This window comes from Nocardia sp. NPDC051832 (assembly GCF_040681285.1).
Lineage (GTDB): Bacteria > Actinomycetota > Actinomycetes > Mycobacteriales > Mycobacteriaceae > Nocardia.
This window is the reverse complement of the sequence record NZ_JBFAYL010000002.1, coordinates 1,514,215-1,532,662: the sequence shown is the minus strand read 5'-3', so window position 1 is coordinate 1,532,662 and position 18,448 is coordinate 1,514,215. Positions and strand designations below refer to the sequence as shown.

Below are 18,448 nucleotides of genomic sequence, written 5' to 3'. Positions count from 1 at the left end.
CGTCAGCGCACATATTCGTCGGCCACCGCCAGCACCTGGTCGACCAGCTCCAGCCCCGCACGCAGGTCGTCGGCGGAGGTGGTCAGCGGTGGCGCGATCTGGAATCGGTTGCCCGCGTTGAACGGCCACAGCCCGTGCTCCTTCGCGGCGGCGGTCACCCGCAGCATCGGTTCGGCCGCCGCGCCGGTGGCGGCGAACGGGATCAACGGCTCCCGGGTGCCCTGATCGCGGACCAGCTCCAGCGCCCAGAAGAACCCCAGGCCCCGCACCTCCCCGATGCTGGGATGGCGGGTGGCCAACTCCTGCAAGCCCTTTCCCAGCACTTCCGCGCCGGCGGTGCGCACGTGGTCGAGGATGCCGTCGCGTTCGTAGAGGCCGATGGAGGCCACGCCCGCCGCACACGCCAGCGGATGGCCCGCATAGGTGAGGCCGCCCGGATAGAGCGTGTCGTCGTAGCGTTGCGCGATCCGCTCGGCGATGAGCACGCCACCGAGCGGGACATAGCCGGAATTCACGCCTTTGGCGAAGGTGATGAGGTCGGGTTCGACATCCCAGGCCTGCACCGCGAACCACTCCCCGACCCGGCCGAAGCCGACCATCACCTCGTCGGCGATGTAGACGATGCCGAACTCGTCGCACAGCGCCCGGACGCCGGCCAGATAGCCGGGCGGCGGCACGAGCACGCCGTTGGTGCCGACCACGGTCTCCAGGATCAGGCCCGCGATATGGTTCGGGCCCTCCAGCTCGATGACCTGCCGCAGATGACGCAACGCCGCCGCCGTCTCGTCCTCGGGACTGGTTGTGCCCCAGGGCGATCGATAGGGATACGGCGCGAAGAACCGGGTCACGTCGACATTGGTGGGCTCCGCGCCCCAGCGCCGCGGCTCGCCGGTCAGGCCGATCGCCGTGCCGGTGCCGCCGTGATAGGAGCGATAGGCCGCGAGCATCTTGGTGCGGCCGGTGAAACTGCGCGCCAGCCGCACCGCGTGCTCGACGGCTTCCGCGCCGCCGGTGGTGAACAGGATCCGATTCAACTGTCCCGGTGCGCGATCGGTGATCAGCCGGGCCAGATCACTGCGCGCCTGATTGCCGACGGTCGGTGAGATGGTCGCCAGCACCTGCGCCTGCTCGACGATCGCGGCGATCATCTCCGGATGCTGGTGGCCGATATTGACGTTCACCAGCTGGGAGGAGAAGTCCAGGTACTTCTTGCCGTGCTCGTCCCAGAACCACGACCCGGACGCCCCCGTGATCATCGGAGGATTGGGGCCGCCCTGCACGCTCCAGGGGTAGAAGACATGATCGTCCGCGCTCATTTTCCACCTTCCGTCAGGGTCACCTGAATGGGCTGGAAACCCGCTCCGGTGACATCGGTTCCGCCGTCTTTGAGCAATTGCAAAGCCTTGGTGACGTATTCACTGGTGTAGGCGGCGGCGTCGGGATCCTTCTTCAGCACCGTCGCGCCCTCGGCGTTGCGAGTTTCCTTGGCGATCTTGACCGTCCGGTCCCAGGCGGCCTTGTCGACCATCCCGATCCCGGCGGGCGAGGGCCAGATCAGTTTGTTGACCTCGTTGATCTGCCACTGCTGGTGGCTCGCGCCGAGGGTGCTGCCCGCGGCGACGGTGATGTCGCGGCACTTGTCGACGTTGTCGCGGCAGAAGGCCCAGCCCTTCAGCGAGGCGGCCAGGAAACGCACGGTCTGGTCCTGATATTTCGGATCCGCGAGCTTCTCGGTGTTGGCCCAGATCGCGTCCTGCAGCATCGCCACCCCCTGGTCGTTCCAGTCGATGGTGGTGAAATCGTCCGCGGTGTACAGCTTTCCCGTGGCGGGGTTCTTGGTCTCCAGCAGCTGGGCGTACTCGTTGTAGGACATCGCCTGGGCGGCGTTGATGTCCTTGGCGAGGAAGGCGTTCATATCGAACTGCTGCTGCACCAGTTTCACGTCCCGGGACGGATCGATGCCCGCCTTGGTCATGCCCGCGAAGAGCTCGAATTCGTTGCCGTAGCCCCAGTTTCCGACCGTCTTGCCGCGCAGTGCGGCCGGGTCGGCGATATTGTCGGACTTGAACGCCACCTGCTTGGTGCCCGAGCGCTGGAACACCTGCGCCACCTCGGTGATGCCGGCGCCCGCTTCCCGGGAGGCCAGCGCCTTCGGCACCCACGCCACCGCGTAGTCCGCCTGGCCTTGCGCGAGCACGGTCTGCGGGACGATATCGGTTCCGCCGTCCAGGATGTCGACCGACAGGCCCTGCTCCTTGTAGAAGCCCTGATCGACCGCGGCCAGGTAGCCCGCGAACTGGCCCTGCTTGAACCACTGCAACTGCAACCGGACCTTGGTCAGGCCGTCGGCGGTGGTGCCCGAGCCGCTCTCGGTGGTGCTACAGCCGGTCAGCGCCGCCGCGGCGAGCACTGCCAGCGCCAGACAGGCGCGCAATCTCCGTGTGGGTCTGGTCATTTCGATCTCCTGAGAACAAGCGTGGTGCGGGGTTTGCGGGTGAGTAGTTCGAGTAGGACGACGGCGGCGAGGAAGACCAGGCCGACGAGCATGGCGCCGGCGACATACGCCCAGGCACGGGGGTAGGCGGTGTTCGAGGCGGCGGAGATGATCCGGGAGCCCAGACCGTTCTGCAGGCCGCCGAAGTATTCGGCGATGATCGCGGCGATCACCGCGCCCGGTGCGGCGATGCGCAAGCCGGTGAACAGGTGCGGGAGCGCGGCGGGCAGCCGGACCGTCCGGGTGACCTGCCAGCCGCCCGCGGCGTAGGAGGTCATCAGGTCCTGATGCACCTGCGGCACCTGGCGCAGGCCCTTGGCGGTGCTCACGAACATCGGGAAGAACACGACGATCGTGACGACCATGCGGCGCGGCGTATCGGTGGTGGTCGAGTACATCGAGTTCAGCAGGGGCGCGAGGGCGACGATCGGCACCGCGGCGGCCGCGGCCGCCATCGGGCTGAGCAGGCCGTCGATGAAGTGGAACCGCACCGCCACCATCGCGGCGAGGATCCCGAGGACCGCGCCGATCAACAGGCCGGTCAGTGCGTTGGCTCCGGTCGCGGTGGCGGCTTCGAGGATCCGGGCGAAGTTCTCGGTGAACTGTTCGGCGATGGCGGTGGGGGCGGGCAGCAGGAAGGACGGGACACCCGCCGCGACGGTGAGGAGCTGCCAGAGCGCGAGGCCGCCGACGCCGAAAAGGACAGGCGGGAGTACCGATTTCAGCGACGTCATCGGTGGTCCCGTCCGCGCTGCTCATTGTGCCCGCCGTGCAGCGCCGCCCGGACGGCGGCGACCGCCTCGAAGAACGGTGTGCTCGAGCGGACCTCGTCCGCTGCGGTGGCATCGTGGGATGCGGCCGCGCGACCCCAGCCGCCGGTTCGGACAATGTCGGTGATGCGGCCGGGGCGTGGTGACATGACCACGACGCGATCGGACAGGAATACGGCCTCCGGGATGGAATGCGTCACGAAAACCACTGCGGCACCGGTCTCCCCGGTGATGCGGAGCAGCTCACCCTGCATGCGCTCCCGGGTCATCTCGTCCAGCGCGCCGAACGGCTCGTCCATCAGCAGCAGCGAAGGTTTACGAGCCAGCGCCCGCGCGATCGCGACCCGCTGCTGCATACCGCCGGACAGTTCCGGCGGGTATCGGGTAGCGAACTCGGTCAACCCGGCCATCTCCAGGAGTTCCGCACTACGCCTGCGCCTTTCGGCTTTCGGCACCTTGTGCAACTCCAACGGCAGCTCCACATTCGCCTGCACCGTGCGCCAATCCAGCAGCCCTGCCTGCTGAAAAGCGATGCCGTAATCCTGATCGATCCGCGCCTGCCGCGCGGTCTTCCCGTGCACGGTCACGGTGCCGCTCGAGGGCTGCTCCAGATCAGCGATGATGCGCAACAACGTGGACTTACCACAGCCAGACGGCCCGATCAGCGAAACAAACTCCCCCGCACCGACTCTCAGCGAAACATCCGACAGCGCAGTCACCGAGCCAGCCGAAAAAATCTTCCCGACCTCGCCCAACTCGACCGCCGCGACCGGCTCGCCGGCCACCGGTTGAGCCGCCACCAAGTCAGCTGCCACCTGGTCGGCCTGCACTGGATCGGCGGCGACCGAGGCAGCTGTCACCGGGCCGGCTTCAACTTGGTTGGCTGGCGCTGAGTCGGCCGCCTCCACGGTCGCGTCCACACCCTGCGTCGATAGAACAGCTGTCTCGCCCTCGGCAGTGGATAGTTCGGTGTTCCGCGCCGGGCGTTGCTTGGCGATCAACGAGTTCCTCCTGATGAGCTGCCGACCCCGGCGGGACGGCTGTAGCGGCGTAGCGCGAATTCGGCGAGGGCGACCACGCCGGTGACGGCGATGCCCAGTAGGGCGGCGGCGAGCACAGCCGCGTACAGGCGGGACGAATCGCCGGTGGCCTGTTGGGAGAAGACGATGATCTGGCGGCCGATTCCGCCGGCGGTTCCGGTGGAGATCTCGGCGACGACCGCGCCGATCACCGAGGCGGCGGCAGCCAGGCGCAGGGCAGGCAGGAAGTGTGGCACGGCTGCGGGAAAACGCAAGCGCACCAGTGTGTCCCACCATCCGGCCGAATAACTGTGCAGCAACTCCACCGATGCCTTCGACGGCGATTGCAATCCGCGCAGCATGCCGACCGCGACCGGGAAGAACGCCAGATACGAGGCGATCACCGCGATACTCATCCACGGCCGCCACGGCTCCCCGGCGATCACGATCTTGCCGCCCCAGCCCGCGACGAGCGGGGCCAGCGCGATCAGCGGAACCGTCTGCGAGACAACGATATAGGGCAGCAGCCCACGTTCGACGAAGGCGAAGCGCTGCATCAGCACGGCCAGCGCGACTCCGACAACGGTGCCGATAAGCAACGCGAGCAACGCCAGAGTGAAGGTGAATCCCGCAGTCCGGATCAGCGTTTCACCGACCGTGCGTTTTCCGTCGGCATCGCCCAGAACGGTGAAGACCCGCCACACGTGTGGCATCGCGGCATCACTGGTGCGCGGCAGGATCCGCTGGCCGCCGACGCTGACGCCCTGCGCCGGAACCAGCAGCTTCACCAGCTCCCACAGCGCGATCACCAGCACCAGAGCGCCAACTGGATAGCCGACACGTCCCACCTTCCACGATTTCACTCTCATCGCGACACCTCCCCTCCATCCCGGGCTCTCGCGCCGTCATCCCGGGCGTTCTCCCCACCGTCGTCCTGGCATGCCTTTGGCCGGAACCCAGCACAGGAGCCGCGAAAAACACTTGTTGGATCGGACGCCGGTGATCCCGCCCGGCCTGAGTGCCTGGGGCCGGTCCACAAAATCGCCGGGACGGCGGGGGGCGATTGCGGGGTCATCCGATCGACTCCGTGGCTGTCACCGGGTGCGCTATGCGCGGGAGGACGGATTCGCCGTAGGCCTCCAATGTCGCTGTCTTGGCGTCGTGCTGAAGGTAGACCGCGAACTGGTCGACACCCAGCTTTTCCAGTTCCCGCAGCCGGGATACCTGATCGTCCGGCGTGCCGATCAGGCAGAACCGGTCCACGATGGCGTCGGGCACGAAATCGGCGTGGGTGTTGCCGGCGCGGCCGTGCTGGTTGTAGTCGTAGCCCTGCCTGCCCGCGATGTAGTCGGTCAGTGCGGCCGGGATCGCGCCGCCCGTCCCGTACTTGGCGACGATGTCGGCGACGTGGTTGCCGACCATCCCGCCGAACCAGCGGCATTGTTCGCGGGCGTGGGCCACGCCGGATTCGGACCCGTCGGTGACGTAAGCCGGTGCGGCGACACAGATTTTCACCGATGCGGGGTCACGTCCCGCCTTTTCCGCGGCCGCCCGGACCCGCGCGATGGTCCACGCAGTGATGTCCGGGTCGGCCAGTTGCAGGATGAACCCGTCGGCGACTGCACCGGTCAGGTCGAGCGCGCGCGGGCCGTAGCCCGCCACCCACACTTCCAGCCGGGAAGCCGCTGCCCACGGCAGCCGAACCATGGTGTCGCCGATCCGGGCGCTGCGGCCGTTGCCGAGCTCCCGGATCACCTCGATGGAATCCCGCAGCGTCGCAAGGGTTGTCGGCTTCCCGCCGAGTGTGCGCACCGCTGAGTCGCCGCGTCCGATCCCGCAGATGGTGCGGTTCCCGAACATGTCGTTCAGCGTCGCGAACGTGGACGCCGTCACCGTCCAGTCCCGGGTGGCCGGGTTGGTCACCATCGGCCCGACCACCACTTTGCGGGTGACGGCCAGGATCTGGCTGTAGATGACGTACGGCTCCTGCCACAGCAGGTGCGAGTCGAAGGTCCACACATGCGAGAACCCGTGCGTCTCCGCCTGCCTGGCCAGTTCGACCACACGAGAGGCTGGGGGCGTGCATTGCAGCACCACACCGATGTCCATCGAGCCGTCTCCGATCTAGATGAGGTTCTGCGAGAGTTCGCGTTTGAGGTACCGGCCGTGGCCCGCGCTGCCCAGGTACTGCCCGTTGTCCACGATCACCCGGCCGCGCGAGAGCACGGTGTCGACGTGGCCGTCGATCTCGAAGCCCTCCCAGGCCGAGTGGTCCATGTTCATGTGGTGGGTCTTCTCGTAGCCGATGCTGGTGTGGCCGTTGGGGTCGTAGATCACCACGTCCGCGTCGGCGCCCGGCGAGATCACGCCCTTGCGCGGGTACATGCCGAACATGCGCGCCGGCGTGGTGCAGCAGACCTCTACCCACCGTTCCAACGAGATCCAGCCGTTCTTGACCGCCTGGAACATCAGGTCCATCCGATGTTCGACGCCGCCGATGCCGTTCGGGATCTTGCTGAAGTCGTCGCGCCCCAGTTCTTTCTGATCCTTCATGCAGAACGGGCAGTGGTCGGTGCTGACCGTGGACACATCACCGGTGCGGATATAGCGCCACAGCTCGTCCTGATGGCCTTCGGCCCGGGACCGCAGCGGTGTCGAGCACACCCACTTCGCGCCTTCGAAACCTGGTGCGCCCAGCTGCTCTTCGAGCGACAGATACAGGTACTGCGGGCAGGTTTCACCGAAAACGTTCTGTCCGTTGCCCCGTGCGGTCGCGATCTGTTCGAGCGCCTGCTTCGCGGACACATGCACCACGTAGAGCGGCGCGTTCGTCAACTGCGCCAGCATGATCGCGCGATGGGTGGCTTCCTCCTCCATCTGCCACGGCCGCGAGGTGCCGTGGAAGTACGGCGCGGTGTCGCCGCGAGCGAGCGCCTGCTCGACGAGCACATCGATGGCGATGCCGTTCTCCGCGTGCATCATCATCAGCGCGCCGAGGTCGCCCGCGGACTGCATGGCCCGCAGGATCCGCCCGTCGTCGGAGTAGAAGACGCCCGGATAGGCCATGAACAGCTTGAAACTGGTCACCCCTTCGGACACCAATTCGCTCATGCCCTTGAGGGATTCGTCGTTGACCTCGCCGATGATCTGGTGGAAGCCGTAGTCGACGGCGCAGTTCCCGGCCGCTTTCTGATGCCAGAGGCCGAGTGTGTCCTGCACCCGCTCACCGGGTTTCTGCACCGCGAAGTCGACGATGGTGGTGGTCCCGCCCCAGGCCGCGGCGCGGGTGCCGGTCTCGAAGGTGTCCGAGGCCTCGGTGCCGCCGAACGGCAGCTGCATATGCGTATGCCCGTCCACCCCACCGGGAATCACGTACTTGCCGGTGGCGTCGATGACGGTGTCGGCCGAGGCGCGCAGATCCGCGCCGAGCGCGGTCGAACCCGGTTGCAGGACAGCGACAATGGACTCGCCGTCGATCAGCACGTCCAGCAACTGGGAACCGGTGGCGGAGACGACAGTGCCGCCATGAATGAAAGTAGTCATCACGGCTCCAGCAGTGGTCCGTAGGCGTCCGGCCGGCGGTCGCGATAGAACGCCCACCGATCCCGCACCACCTTCAGCAGGTCCATGTCCAGATCGCGGAGAACGAGCTCGGGGTCGGTGTCGGAGGCGACCTCGCCGACGAACTTGCCCTCCGGATCGACGAAATAGCTGGTGCCGTAGAAGTCGTTGTCCCCCAGCTCTTCTACGCCGACCCGGTTGATCGCGCCGATGTAGTACTCGTTGGCCACCGCCGAGGCCGGCTGCTCCAGCTTCCACAGGTAGGCCGAGAGCCCGCGCGAGGTCGCTGACGGGTTGAACACGATCTCCGCACCCGCCAGGCCCAGGGCGCGCCAGCCCTCCGGGAAATGCCGGTCGTAGCAGATGTAGACGCCGACCTTGCCGACCGCGGTGTCGAACACCGGCCAGCCCAGGTTGCCGGGCCGGAAGTAGAACTTCTCCCAGAAGCCTTTGACCTGCGGAATGTGGTGCTTGCGGTATTTGCCGAGGTAGCTGCCGTCGGCGTCGAGCACCGCGGCGGTGTTGTAGAGCACTCCCGGCTGCTCCTGCTCGTAGACGGGCAGGACCATGACCATGCCCAGTTCCCGTGCCAGCGCGGCGAATCGGTCCGTCGTCGGCCCGGGCACCGATTCGGCGTACTCGTAGAACTTCGCGTCCTGCTGCTGACAGAAGTAGGGCCCGTAGAACAGCTCCTGGAAGCAGATCACCTTCGCTCCCTGCGCGGCCGCCTGCCGCGCGTAGTCCTCGTGCACTTTGATCATCGACTCTTTGTCGCCGGTCCAGTTGGTCTGGACGAGCGCGGCTCGAACGGTTGGCATGATTGTTATCGTGCACCCTGAAGCAGGTCCAATGTGTTACATCTGCGCGGAAACAATTTCGGTGCAGTAAATCTTGGGGCCGGTGCCGGTTGCCGGACCGTGGCTGTCGCAGAATTGAGCCCGTGACGATCGAAAGCGCGAGCAGTACCGGCGCACTCCCCGACCGGGTGCCGCCGGCCGCGCTCATGTCGCCCGCCGAGCTCACCGCCGATCTGGACGATCGCACGCCCGCCGGGATCGCCGCCGGGATCAGCCGCCGAATCCGTTCCGGCGCTTTGCCTCCCGGCTCCCGACTACCCACGGTGCGGGAGGTGGCCAAAGAGCTGCGCGTCTCCCCCGCCACCGTCAATCAGGCCTGGCGGGCGCTGGCCGCCACCGGAGCGATCATCGCGCGCGGACGGGCGGGCACCTTCGTCGGCGAACCCGCCGCAACAATGGCGAGCCGACCGGCGGGCCGCTATCAGCGGCTGCATCCGCCTTCGGACAGCGCCTTCCGGGTCGACCTTTCCCGCGGCACCCCGGATCCGGCGCTGCTGCCCGACCTCGCGGCGGCGCTGCGCGAGATCACCGCGCACGAGGCCGGAGCCCTCGCGGCCGACTATCTCGGCGAGGCGGTGCTGCCCGAGCTGGCGGCGGCCGTTCGGGCCGACTGGCCGTTCCGGGCCGAACGCCTCACCGTATTCGACGGCGCGCTGGACGCCATCGATCGGCTGCTGTCCATCCATGTGCGCCTGGGCGACACCGTCGCCGTCGAGGATCCGTGCTTTCCGCCGTTTCTCGATCTGCTGGCCCGGCTCGGCGCCCGGCCGATCCCGGTCCATCTCGACGAATCCGGGCCGCTGCCTGCCGAACTCGCGCGGGCGGTCACCGAATTCGGCGCCACCGTTTTCCTGATGCAGCCGCGCGCGCAGAACCCCACCGGGGTCTCGCTGTCGGCCGGGCGGGCTCGGGAACTCACCGGCATCCTGCGCGACACCGGCGTTCTCGTCATCGAGGACGACCACAGCGCGGGGATCGCCACGTCGGCGTTGCGCTCGCTGGGCGCGCGATTACCGCGGCGAACCGTACACGTCCGGTCCTATTCCAAATCGCACGGCGCCGATCTGCGCCTGGCCGTCGCGGGCGGGCCCGCCGATCTGCTCGATCCGGTCGTCGAACGCCGGATGCTGGGGGCCGGGTGGACCAGCCGGCTGCTGCAACGGGTCCTGCTGACCATGCTCGGTGACGCGGAGTCCGTTCGAGCTGTCACCGCCGCGCGGACCGAATACCGCAGGCGCGGAACCGCACTCCGCCGGGCACTGGCCGCCAAGGGGGTCGCGCTCACCCGTGGCGACGGCATCAATCTCTGGTTGCCCGTCGCCGACGAGAACGCGGCCATGATCTCCCTGGCCGCCGCCGGGATCAAGGTCGCGCCGGGCGGGCCCTTCGAAGTCGGCGATCACCCCGTCTCGGATCACCTGCGGCTCACCGTGTCTCCGCTTGTCGATCTCAACTTGGATTGGCTGACAACAGAATTGGCGACCGCTACCCTGGCCGCGCCCACTTATCGGCGGGTTCGCCGCACCTGATGCGCCGTTCGATCTATCGCAACTTCTGTTGTGTTAGCGTCGGATGATGAAGACATCCATGATCACCCGGGTCGCCGCGGGCGCGGCAGTCCTCGCTGCCGGCACGCTGTCGAGCCTGGCGACCGCCTCCGCCGCCGACTACGGCGGCCCGATCGAGATCGGCATGCGCTGCGTCGGGCTCAGCCCGAACATCGTCGATCTGCCCTACAGCGGCACCCTGCACGGCACCCACGGCGGCGACCTGTACTCGGGGCGTCCGGTGGTCGCGGTGAATATGGGCGGCAGCATCTGGGGCTATGGCACGCACCCGACGCTGACCTGGACCAACCTCGCCACCGGCGGCACCGGCACCGTGACCGCGCACGGTCAGGCCGGCCCGTTCTTCCCCACCGACACCAGCTTCGGCCAGTTGCCGACCGGGACCGGTCCGGTGCGCTTCGACCTCTCGGTCGTCAATACCGGCTTGGTGCCGGTGCCGGCGATCACCTGCTCGGGTACCACTGAGATCCGCTGATTCGCAGGTGGGCCGGGCATTTCCGGCCCACCTGGGCACGGCCGCCGGTAACACCGCCCACGATCTCCGCGATTTCGCCAGCAGGGGTACCGCTCCAACCGTTCGAGCTGATCGAGGGAATCATGGGCAGCAGACCGGCAGTACTAGTGATCGCCGCGGGCATCGTGGCCGCCGTATCCGGCTGCGGCGCGGACACATCCACGCCCGCCGCGCCCAGCACGCCGCCCCGGCCGTCGAGCGTCGCCGTCACCCCGGCCCAACCCGGGACCGCGAACAACCCGACCGCCCCCAGCGCACCCCAGCCCCCGCCGACCGCGCAGGTCACGACTCCGCCGACAGCGCAGCCGGGCAGCGGCAGCGGCTATTGCTTCGACCGGAACTCCGAACTCGCACGCACCGCCTTCACTCAGGTCGCCGCGTCCGACCCGGCCACCGACTGGACCATCCCGGGCGCCAGCGCGGACCTGACCGCCGACGGCTGCACCGGCGTCCTGTCCTGGATGACAATGGAGGGCACCGGCATCCACCCCGCCACCCACATCCTGTTCTTCACCGGCGGCAAATACCTCGGCACCGCGTCCAAGGAGCCCTACGCCTACACCCACATGCTCGGCAAAACCCGCGATACCGTTCAGGTGCAATACAAATGGGCGCTCCCAGAGGACGCCCTGTGCTGCCCGACCGGCGGCCCCAGCGTGGTCACCTTCACCTTGACAGGCACCACGGTCCAGGCGAATGGCCAGTTCCCGCCAGGAACCTAAACCTAGGCCGGCTGCGGCGAGCGTACGCTATAGCCAGCTAGGCTTGTATCCGCTTATGTCAGAAGGTAATCGATCGTGCCGGAGATCAAGGGATGGACCGTAACCCACGAAACCAGTTTGAATTACGAGATATCCATCGCCGAACCTCTGATTCCACAGCACGGAGAATTACTCTTGTCGGGCGGACCATCCCCTGGCCGACGGTTCATCGTTTGCGACAGCGGAGTACCCGAGGCCTGGCTTGATACGCTGCGGGGTTACCTGGCGGAGCGGCGCATCGACTCGGATATCCTGATTCTCGATGGTGGCGAGAACTGCAAGAATCATGAGACACTGATCCGAATCATCCATCGAATGGACGCCTTCGGCGTGGAGCGCAGAAACGAGCCGGTGATAATTATCGGCGGTGGCGCGGTCATGGATGTAGCAGCGTTGGCCGCCAGCCTGTACCGCCGTGGTGTTCCGTATATCAAAGTGCCCACCACAGTTCTCTCCTATGTGGACGCCTCGGTCGGTATCAAAGCGGGAATCAACTTCAACCAGAAGAAGAACCTCATCGGCGTCTTCCAGCCGCCCCAGCGTGTGCTGTTGGACCGCACCTTCTTCCAGACACTGCCGCGGCGCGAGATCGCCAATGCGCTGGGCGAAGTGCTGAAGCTCGGCGTCGGATGCTCCGCGGAGCTTTTCAACGCTCTGGAGTCGGCGTCTGCGCAGGCAGTCTTCGAGGACCGATTTCAGTCGGCCGGCGTCGGCATCCTGCACACCGCGATAGCTGTGACGATCGAAGAGATAGAGCCCAACATTCTCGAGGACGACCTCTGCCGCGCCGTGGAGTTGGGCCATACCTTCTCTCCCCCATGGGAACTCGGCGACCTCGATCATCGGCTGCGCCACGGCGAGGCGGTCGCGCTGGACATCATGCTTTCCGTGATTATTTCGCGCGCGCGTGGACTGATCAGCGATGCGGATGCGCGTCGCGTCGCTCATCTCACGCGACGCCTGGACATTGTTCCGACTTTGCCGGACATCGATGTCGAGACGATATGGGCGTCGGTCCTCGAACGCACCCGGCATCGCGCAGGTCAGCAACGGATTCCGCTGCCCAAGGGCATCGGAGGGGTGCGGTTCATCAACGATCTGGAGTTCGGCGAACTCGAAGCCGCTACGGTCGAGCTCGAGAAGCTCCTCGCCTGAAACTCCGCTCAGGACAGGTATTCCGAACGGTGCTCGGGCGTAATGCCCCAGGGCACCGAACGCACCCGCCCGTTGACCTTGTACACATAGTGATCCGGTTCGAAAACCGCTGTGGACATCTGATGTTTGAACAGCGCCATCGTGACGATCGCGGATGCGTTGTTGGCCGCCAAGGCCGCCACCGCGGTCCGCATATTGGTTCCGGTGTACAAGTGATTGTCGATCAGCAGGACCGACTTTCCGCTCAGATCCGGGATATGTGATACGTCGATCGGCGCCATCTGCTGATTCCCGCGCCGCAGCGACACTGTGGCATCGACAAAATGCACTTCCGGAATCCTGAAGTTCAACGCGATAATCGCCGCCGGAACCAAGCCGTCGGCGAGCCCGACCACCACATCGAACCGGTGATGCCGAATAACGCCATCCAACTTCGAAATCGCCTTGATGACATCCCGATAGCGGGCCCGGCGCCGGAGATCGATGGTCCACTTGAACATTGCGGCGACACCGAAAACGAGGCCGACGATTCCGATAATGAACGATGCTAGTTCCACGGTGCACTCCTCCGGTGGTCACCCAGCTTACCTAGCCTGCCGTGCTCGGTACCGGTTCCGGCCGGCGGGCCCGCCGCGCCAGCAGATACGCCACGGCGGCCGCCGGAATGTTCATCAGCACGCCGTAGACCGCGCCCGGCACCGCCATCTGGTCGTTCTGCAACACCGTGGCCGCGACGGCGATCGCGATGGCCCCGTTGTGGATGCCGATCTCCATGGCCGAGGCGATCGCCTGATCCTCGTCGACGCGCAGGAGTTTGGGGACGAAGTATCCGACGGCGAGACTGATCACCGCGAACACCAGGCAGATCGCAGACAGCTTTCCGATGTTCTCGGTCAGCGTCTCGAAGTTCTTGGCCACCGCCGCGGTCACCACCAGCGCCAGCACCACGATCGAGAGCACCTTCACCTTGCCGCGCATCCGCTCGGCCCACGCGGTGAACCGGTGGTGCACGAACATCCCGATCGCCACCGGCACCAGCACGATCGCGAACACCTGCGCGAACTTGTCCGGCCGCAGCCCGATCGACTCCGCGTCGGCCAGGAACAAGCGGAACGACAGGGCCAGCACCAGCGGCATGGTGAACACCGCCAGCACCGAATTCACCGCTGTCAGCGTGATGTTCAACGCCACATTGCCGCCCGCGATGTGACTGAACAGGTTGGCCGACGGCCCGCCCGGCGAGGCGGCCAGCAGCATCATCCCGGCCGCCAGCGCCCCGCCCAGCCCGAACAGATAGATCAACCCCAGACAGACCCCCGGCAACAGCACCATCTGGCAGCCCAGCGCCACCACCGCCGCCTTCGGATACCGCAACACCCGGTTGAAGTCGTCCACGGTCAACGTCAACCCGAGCCCGAACATGATCAGCGCCAGCGCGATCGGCAACAACACCGCGAAAACCGTTGAACCCATACCGATCTCCTCTCACCCAGCAACCGATCGAACATATCCGACCCCACCGACCGGCGATATCGCCTCGGCTGGACCCGAACCAGCGCTTAACCTCGAACTGCGGAATCCGGGTACGCCTAGGCCGGCACCGACCGGGGTGCGCGCACCGGCACGAAGACGGCCGCCGCGAACGCCAGGCTCGCCAGCGTGAACAAGACGATCGGAGGCGGCGGCTCCCAGGCCACCGAGAGCGCGAGCAGGCCCAATGATGCTGCGAGGCCGAGGAATCCGGCCTGACGCACCTGACGAGGCTCGGTGGCGAAACGCGCCAGCATGAGGAACAGCAGGCCCACCAGCGCCATCGAGATACCCATGGCCAGGCTGAAACCCATGAACAGCTCGTAGTGGCTGCGCTGCGTTCCCATCAGCTCGAAGGGATGGTTTCGCAGCACGGTGTCCAACGTCGCGTCGGCTTTCGACGGCCGGCTCCGCAGATAGACGTCACCGGCGGTGTGGCCGAGGCCGGTGACGATCCAGCACCACGCGCCTACTCGATAGAAGGGAATACGCATTGGAAACCTCCGAAAAACTGGAACACTACATCTGTAGCAGACACTACATCTGTAGCATGAATCTGTGCATAGGAGTGACCCGGATCGCAAGACGTTGCTGGCCGACGCCGCCATCGAGGTAATCGGCGAGCAGGGGTTGCGCGGACTCACCCACCGCGCTGTCGAAATGCGCGCCGAGCTCCCGCCGGGAACCTGCAGCTACCACTTCCCGACCCGGCGCGCGCTACTCACCGCGATCGTCGACCGCATCGCCGACCTGGAACGAGCCGACATCGAGCGGTTCAGCGCGGGGCAACTGTCCCCGACCATGGATTCGGCTGCCCTGATCGAAGGCGCCACCACCACTTTGGCGCACTGGCTCGGCCCGGCCCGGGCCCGCAGCCGCGCCCGCCTACTCCTCGAACTGGATCCCCCGAGCCGCCAGCTGATGGCCGCCACGATCGAAACCCTAACGGCGGGTTTCGTGGAAATGGCGGCCGCGGTCACCGGCGACACCGAGCAGGCGAGCCTCATCGTCGCGCTCATCGACGGCTTGGTCCTCCACGAACTCGCCCACGGCGCCACCCCGGTCGACGTCGACCGACTCCGGACCAAGCTGACAAGCCTTGTCGCCCTCACCCTGCCGGGTACCGACCGCCCCGCGGGGTAGCGCCGTCGGAACCCGTAGGGCGATCCGCTCCGTCCAACCGGCAAGTACCAGCCGAGCGGTGCAGTATGGGCGGGTGGGTACGCGGGACAGTTATGACGAGATCGCCGAGGATTACGCCGCAAGATTCGGGGCGGAGTTGCGGGAGAAGCCGCTGGATCGGGCGTTGCTGCGAGTGTTCGCCGACGAGGTCGGCGAGGAGGCGGTGGTGGCCGATATCGGGTGCGGGCCAGGGCATGTGAGCTGGTATCTGGATCATCTCGGGGCGCGGGTGACGGGGTTCGATCTGTCGCCACGGATGGTCGAGCTGGCGGCGAAGGCGCACGAGGAGATCGAGTTCCGGGTGGGCGATATGCGCGCCCTCGAGGTCGCCGACGGGGTGTGGGGTGGGATCGTCGCGTTCTACTCGATTATTCATGTGCCGCTGGCCGAGCTGCCGGGCGTCTTCCGGGAGTTCCATCGCGCACTGGTACCGGGCGGGCGGCTGCTGCTGTCCTTCCATGTCGGGAGCGAGACCCTGCACCTGGACGACATGCTCGGACACACGGTCGATCTGGACTTCCACTTCTTCGAGCGCCCGCAGATCGAAGCGCTGTTGACCGAGGCCGGGTTCCGGATCGATGCGGCGCTCGAGCGGCGCGCCTATCCGTCCGAGGTCGACACCACCCGCGCGTATCTGGTTGCCAGCAGGGAGAAGTGAAATCCGTTGACCGCGCCCCCGGGAGGTGACACATTTTGGAGTTCGGTCAATTCCTTGCGGGGAGGGGATTCCCATGGTGACGCAAACCCATCTCGATTTCGAGCGCCCGCCCGCGGGCCCGGCGTTCAAACCGGTCGGCGGCTTGGCCGCTGCCGTGCAGGCCGCGGTCTGGGTGGTGCTGGCGGCGCTCTGCGCCGAACTGGTTGTCTACATTCGTAACTGGCAGCTGGCGAGTGAGCCCGCCACCGGTCTGGCGCACGCGCAAGAACAATTGCGGGCGCTCGACCAGACGGGGCAATGGCTGTTCTGGACCTCGTCGACGGCGGTGACGGTGCAGTTGATCGGCAGCCTGCTGTTCGTCGTCTGGACCTACCGGGCCCGCTCGAATGCCGAATTGTTCTGCGCCGCACCCCATCGGCTGCCCAGGGCTTGGGCGGTGGCGGGCTTCCTGCCGGTGGTGAACTGGTTCCTGCCGCCGGTGCTGGTCGATGACATCCAGCGCGCGAGCGACCCGGCCCTGTCCCCGGATTCGGCACGGCTGCCCGCGAATTCGCTCACCAAGGTGGTCGTGATCTGGTGGGTGGCGTTCGTCTTCGGCGCGCTGCTGCTGTTCACCGGATATTTGTTCGGCATAGCCCCGCGGTTCGGCAGCGAGGACGCTACCCGGGCCGGGCTCGGCGTCCTGATCTGGCTGGCGGGCATCCTGGTCCAGCTCGTCGCCGCCCTCGCCGTCACCGTCCTGCTGCGCCGGGTCAGCGCGTGGCAGACCAGCCGGGCGCGTTCGGGCAGCCTCCCCCAGCAGATCCAGCATCCCTACCCCGGGCCGCACCCGGCTCTCCCTCAGCAGATCCAGCACCCCTACCCCGGGCCGCCCCCGGCTCTCCACGATCCGCGCTTCGGCGCCCCGCCTGTCTCCGTGGGCCGTGGTCTCGGCATCACCACCGCCCTGCTGTTCGCCCTGGTATTCCCCGGTCCCGCCGTGATGGCTCTCGCGACGCCCGACTATCGGACGCTCGACGCCTTGCCGGAGGACTCACCGGCATACGATGCGGCACTGGACGACTGGGCCCTCCCGACCGTGGTCGGCCTGCTGACGCTCGTCCTCGCCCTGTTGATCGCCGGAGTGGTCTTCCTGTGCTGGCTGATGCGCGCCCGCATGAACGCCGACGCCCTGCGCCCGCACGCAGGCGGCCTCTCCCGCGGCTGGGCCATCGGCGCCTGGTTCCTGCCGATCGCCAACCTGATCATGCCCGCGTTGGTGGTGTATCAGGTCTGGCGCGATTCGCACCCCGCGCAACGCTCGGCGGGCGCGCTGGTCTGGGTGTGGTGGCTCGCCTGGATCAGCGCCTGGGTCGTGTTCTGGTATGGCATCGGCGCCGCGCAGACGGTCACCGTCTGGATCGGGGTGTCGCTGCTGGCCACCGCGGCAATCCTGTTGGCCGGCATCATCTTCCGCATCGATCGGTGGCAGGCCGAGGCGGCCTACCGCGGCCCGCGCTAGAGCGGGCCGTTCCCTGTGCCGGCGCGTTCAGGTCGACCGGCCGCCGGTCGGCCCGGCGGGCATCGGGCTGCAGAGTAATTGGCCCGAACCCGAGGCCAGCAGACGTCCGTCGCGGGTCCACACCCGGCTGCGGAAACCGACGAGCCCGGACTCCACGATGTCGCAGGAAGCTTCGGCGAACAGCCACTCGTCGACCGGCCCGGCGCGATGGAATTGCACCGACAGATCCAGATTCGGGGCGAGCAGTTCGTCGCGGTGCGCGGCCAGCAGCGCCTGGTACGGCAGCAGGTCGAGCAGGATCAGCTGACGCGCGGCGTCCGCGGCCGGATCAGTGCAGGCGGGCCGGAAGCGGAACCAACCCTGCCACACCGGGGCGCCGAGCGGCCGCTGCCGCCAATGTTCGTGCCAGACAACAGGTCTGCCCTCGACGCTCTTCCACACCGAGGGCAGCTGGACGGTCAGGTCGTCCCAGGAGCGCAGCCCCTCCGGCGGCGGTATCACCGGCATGCGCGCCGCGTCGTGCTGCACGCCGGCGTGCAGACCGTCGGCGGTCAGCCACACCAGCGCGGCCAGGATCGGCTTGCCGCGCTGGGTCATCCGCACCTGGATCGACTCCGCGCGCCGCCCCGACCGCAATGTTTCGGCGCTCAGCTCGACCGGGCCGAATTCGGCGACGGACAAGAACTGGCAGGTGGCCGACGCGACGCGCGGCAGTTCGCCGTGCTCGCGCGCCGCCCGAACGGCAAGCGCCGCAAGGTATCCGCCGACCGGGCCCCACGCTTCCCAGTCCGGCGAGAGGGTCGCGGTGTAGTGGCCGGCGGCGCCGTCGACGGCGGTGTCGAGTCCGAGATCTCCCACCCCGCCAGCGTAAGCCAGCG

Annotated in this window: 19 protein-coding genes; 7 read left to right on the top strand and 12 right to left on the bottom strand. The window is 67.1% G+C overall.

Going from position 1 to position 18,448, the window contains the following annotated elements; translation table 11 throughout:
* Positions 1-2 precede the first annotated feature (2 nt).
* From AB0M14_RS17000 to AB0M14_RS16965, 8 genes are all read right to left on the bottom strand, one after another.
* Positions 3-1,316 carry an aspartate aminotransferase family protein gene (locus tag AB0M14_RS17000; protein WP_364995260.1) on the bottom strand — a complete coding sequence of 438 codons (1,314 nt, stop codon included), beginning with the start codon at positions 1,314-1,316 and terminating at the stop codon, positions 3-5.
* Entirely contained in the window at positions 1,313-2,455 is a 1,143-nt protein-coding gene (locus AB0M14_RS16995; protein WP_364995257.1) for an ABC transporter substrate-binding protein, read from the bottom strand. Before AB0M14_RS16995 ends, AB0M14_RS17000 begins: the two co-directional genes overlap by 4 nt.
* Positions 2,452-3,228 carry an ABC transporter permease subunit gene (locus AB0M14_RS16990; protein WP_364995254.1) on the bottom strand — a complete coding sequence of 259 codons (777 nt, stop codon included), beginning with the start codon at positions 3,226-3,228 and terminating at the stop codon, positions 2,452-2,454. Before AB0M14_RS16990 ends, AB0M14_RS16995 begins: the two co-directional genes overlap by 4 nt.
* Positions 3,225-3,983 (bottom strand): ABC transporter ATP-binding protein, encoded by a 759-nt coding sequence (locus AB0M14_RS16985; protein ID WP_364995251.1) that lies wholly within the window; start codon positions 3,981-3,983, stop codon positions 3,225-3,227. Before AB0M14_RS16985 ends, AB0M14_RS16990 begins: the two co-directional genes overlap by 4 nt.
* Before the next feature lie 278 nt (positions 3,984-4,261).
* Entirely contained in the window at positions 4,262-5,152 is an 891-nt protein-coding gene (locus AB0M14_RS16980; protein ID WP_364995249.1) for an ABC transporter permease subunit, read from the bottom strand.
* A 202-nt stretch (positions 5,153-5,354) separates the two neighbouring features.
* Positions 5,355-6,392 (bottom strand): TIGR03842 family LLM class F420-dependent oxidoreductase, encoded by a 1,038-nt coding sequence (locus tag AB0M14_RS16975; RefSeq protein WP_364995247.1) that lies wholly within the window; start codon positions 6,390-6,392, stop codon positions 5,355-5,357.
* A 15-nt stretch (positions 6,393-6,407) separates the two neighbouring features.
* A complete protein-coding gene (hydA, locus tag AB0M14_RS16970) occupies positions 6,408-7,829 on the bottom strand; it encodes a dihydropyrimidinase (RefSeq protein WP_364995245.1) in 1,422 nt (473 codons plus the stop codon).
* Entirely contained in the window at positions 7,826-8,662 is an 837-nt protein-coding gene (locus AB0M14_RS16965; RefSeq protein WP_364995242.1) for a nitrilase-related carbon-nitrogen hydrolase, read from the bottom strand. Before AB0M14_RS16965 ends, hydA begins: the two co-directional genes overlap by 4 nt.
* A gap of 122 nt (positions 8,663-8,784) precedes the next feature.
* Between AB0M14_RS16965 and AB0M14_RS16960 the strand changes: the two genes are divergently transcribed.
* The 4 genes from AB0M14_RS16960 (at position 8,785) to AB0M14_RS16945 (ending at position 12,699) form a co-directional block, all read left to right on the top strand.
* On the top strand, positions 8,785-10,230 hold the full coding sequence (locus tag AB0M14_RS16960) for an aminotransferase class I/II-fold pyridoxal phosphate-dependent enzyme (protein WP_364995240.1): 1,446 nt from the start codon (positions 8,785-8,787) through the stop codon (positions 10,228-10,230).
* A gap of 46 nt (positions 10,231-10,276) precedes the next feature.
* Positions 10,277-10,744 (top strand): hypothetical protein, encoded by a 468-nt coding sequence (locus AB0M14_RS16955; RefSeq protein WP_364995237.1) that lies wholly within the window; start codon positions 10,277-10,279, stop codon positions 10,742-10,744.
* Between the two features lie 122 nt (positions 10,745-10,866).
* On the top strand, positions 10,867-11,505 hold the full coding sequence (locus tag AB0M14_RS16950; protein ID WP_364995234.1) for an LppP/LprE family lipoprotein: 639 nt from the start codon (positions 10,867-10,869) through the stop codon (positions 11,503-11,505).
* Between the two features lie 75 nt (positions 11,506-11,580).
* Entirely contained in the window at positions 11,581-12,699 is a 1,119-nt protein-coding gene (locus AB0M14_RS16945; protein ID WP_364995231.1) for a sedoheptulose 7-phosphate cyclase, read from the top strand.
* 8 nt (positions 12,700-12,707) lie between these two features.
* Here the strand turns inward: AB0M14_RS16945 and AB0M14_RS16940 are convergent, their stop codons facing one another.
* From AB0M14_RS16940 to AB0M14_RS16930, 3 genes are all read right to left on the bottom strand, one after another.
* Positions 12,708-13,256: a phosphoribosyltransferase family protein gene (locus tag AB0M14_RS16940; RefSeq protein WP_364995228.1), complete on the bottom strand. Its 549-nt coding sequence runs from the start codon at positions 13,254-13,256 to the stop codon at positions 12,708-12,710.
* A 31-nt stretch (positions 13,257-13,287) separates the two neighbouring features.
* On the bottom strand, positions 13,288-14,172 hold the full coding sequence (locus AB0M14_RS16935) for a bile acid:sodium symporter family protein (protein WP_364995226.1): 885 nt from the start codon (positions 14,170-14,172) through the stop codon (positions 13,288-13,290).
* A gap of 116 nt (positions 14,173-14,288) precedes the next feature.
* On the bottom strand, positions 14,289-14,723 hold the full coding sequence (locus AB0M14_RS16930) for a hypothetical protein (protein WP_364995224.1): 435 nt from the start codon (positions 14,721-14,723) through the stop codon (positions 14,289-14,291).
* Between the two features lie 64 nt (positions 14,724-14,787).
* Here AB0M14_RS16930 and AB0M14_RS16925 point away from each other — a divergent pair, with 64 nt between their 5' ends.
* The 3 genes from AB0M14_RS16925 (at position 14,788) to AB0M14_RS16915 (ending at position 17,570) form a co-directional block, all read left to right on the top strand.
* The gene (locus AB0M14_RS16925; protein ID WP_364995221.1) at positions 14,788-15,372 is read left to right on the top strand and encodes a TetR family transcriptional regulator; all 585 of its coding nucleotides are present in this window, start codon (positions 14,788-14,790) and stop codon (positions 15,370-15,372) included.
* Positions 15,373-15,445: 73 nt separating this feature from the next.
* Entirely contained in the window at positions 15,446-16,069 is a 624-nt protein-coding gene (locus tag AB0M14_RS16920) for a class I SAM-dependent methyltransferase (RefSeq protein ID WP_364995218.1), read from the top strand.
* A gap of 73 nt (positions 16,070-16,142) precedes the next feature.
* On the top strand, positions 16,143-17,570 hold the full coding sequence (locus AB0M14_RS16915) for a DUF4328 domain-containing protein (protein ID WP_364995215.1): 1,428 nt from the start codon (positions 16,143-16,145) through the stop codon (positions 17,568-17,570).
* Positions 17,571-17,597: 27 nt separating this feature from the next.
* Here AB0M14_RS16915 and AB0M14_RS16910 read toward each other — a convergent pair whose 3' ends face one another.
* The gene (locus AB0M14_RS16910) at positions 17,598-18,428 is read right to left on the bottom strand and encodes a thioesterase family protein (RefSeq protein ID WP_364995212.1); all 831 of its coding nucleotides are present in this window, start codon (positions 18,426-18,428) and stop codon (positions 17,598-17,600) included.
* Between the last annotated feature and the right edge of the window lie 20 nt (positions 18,429-18,448).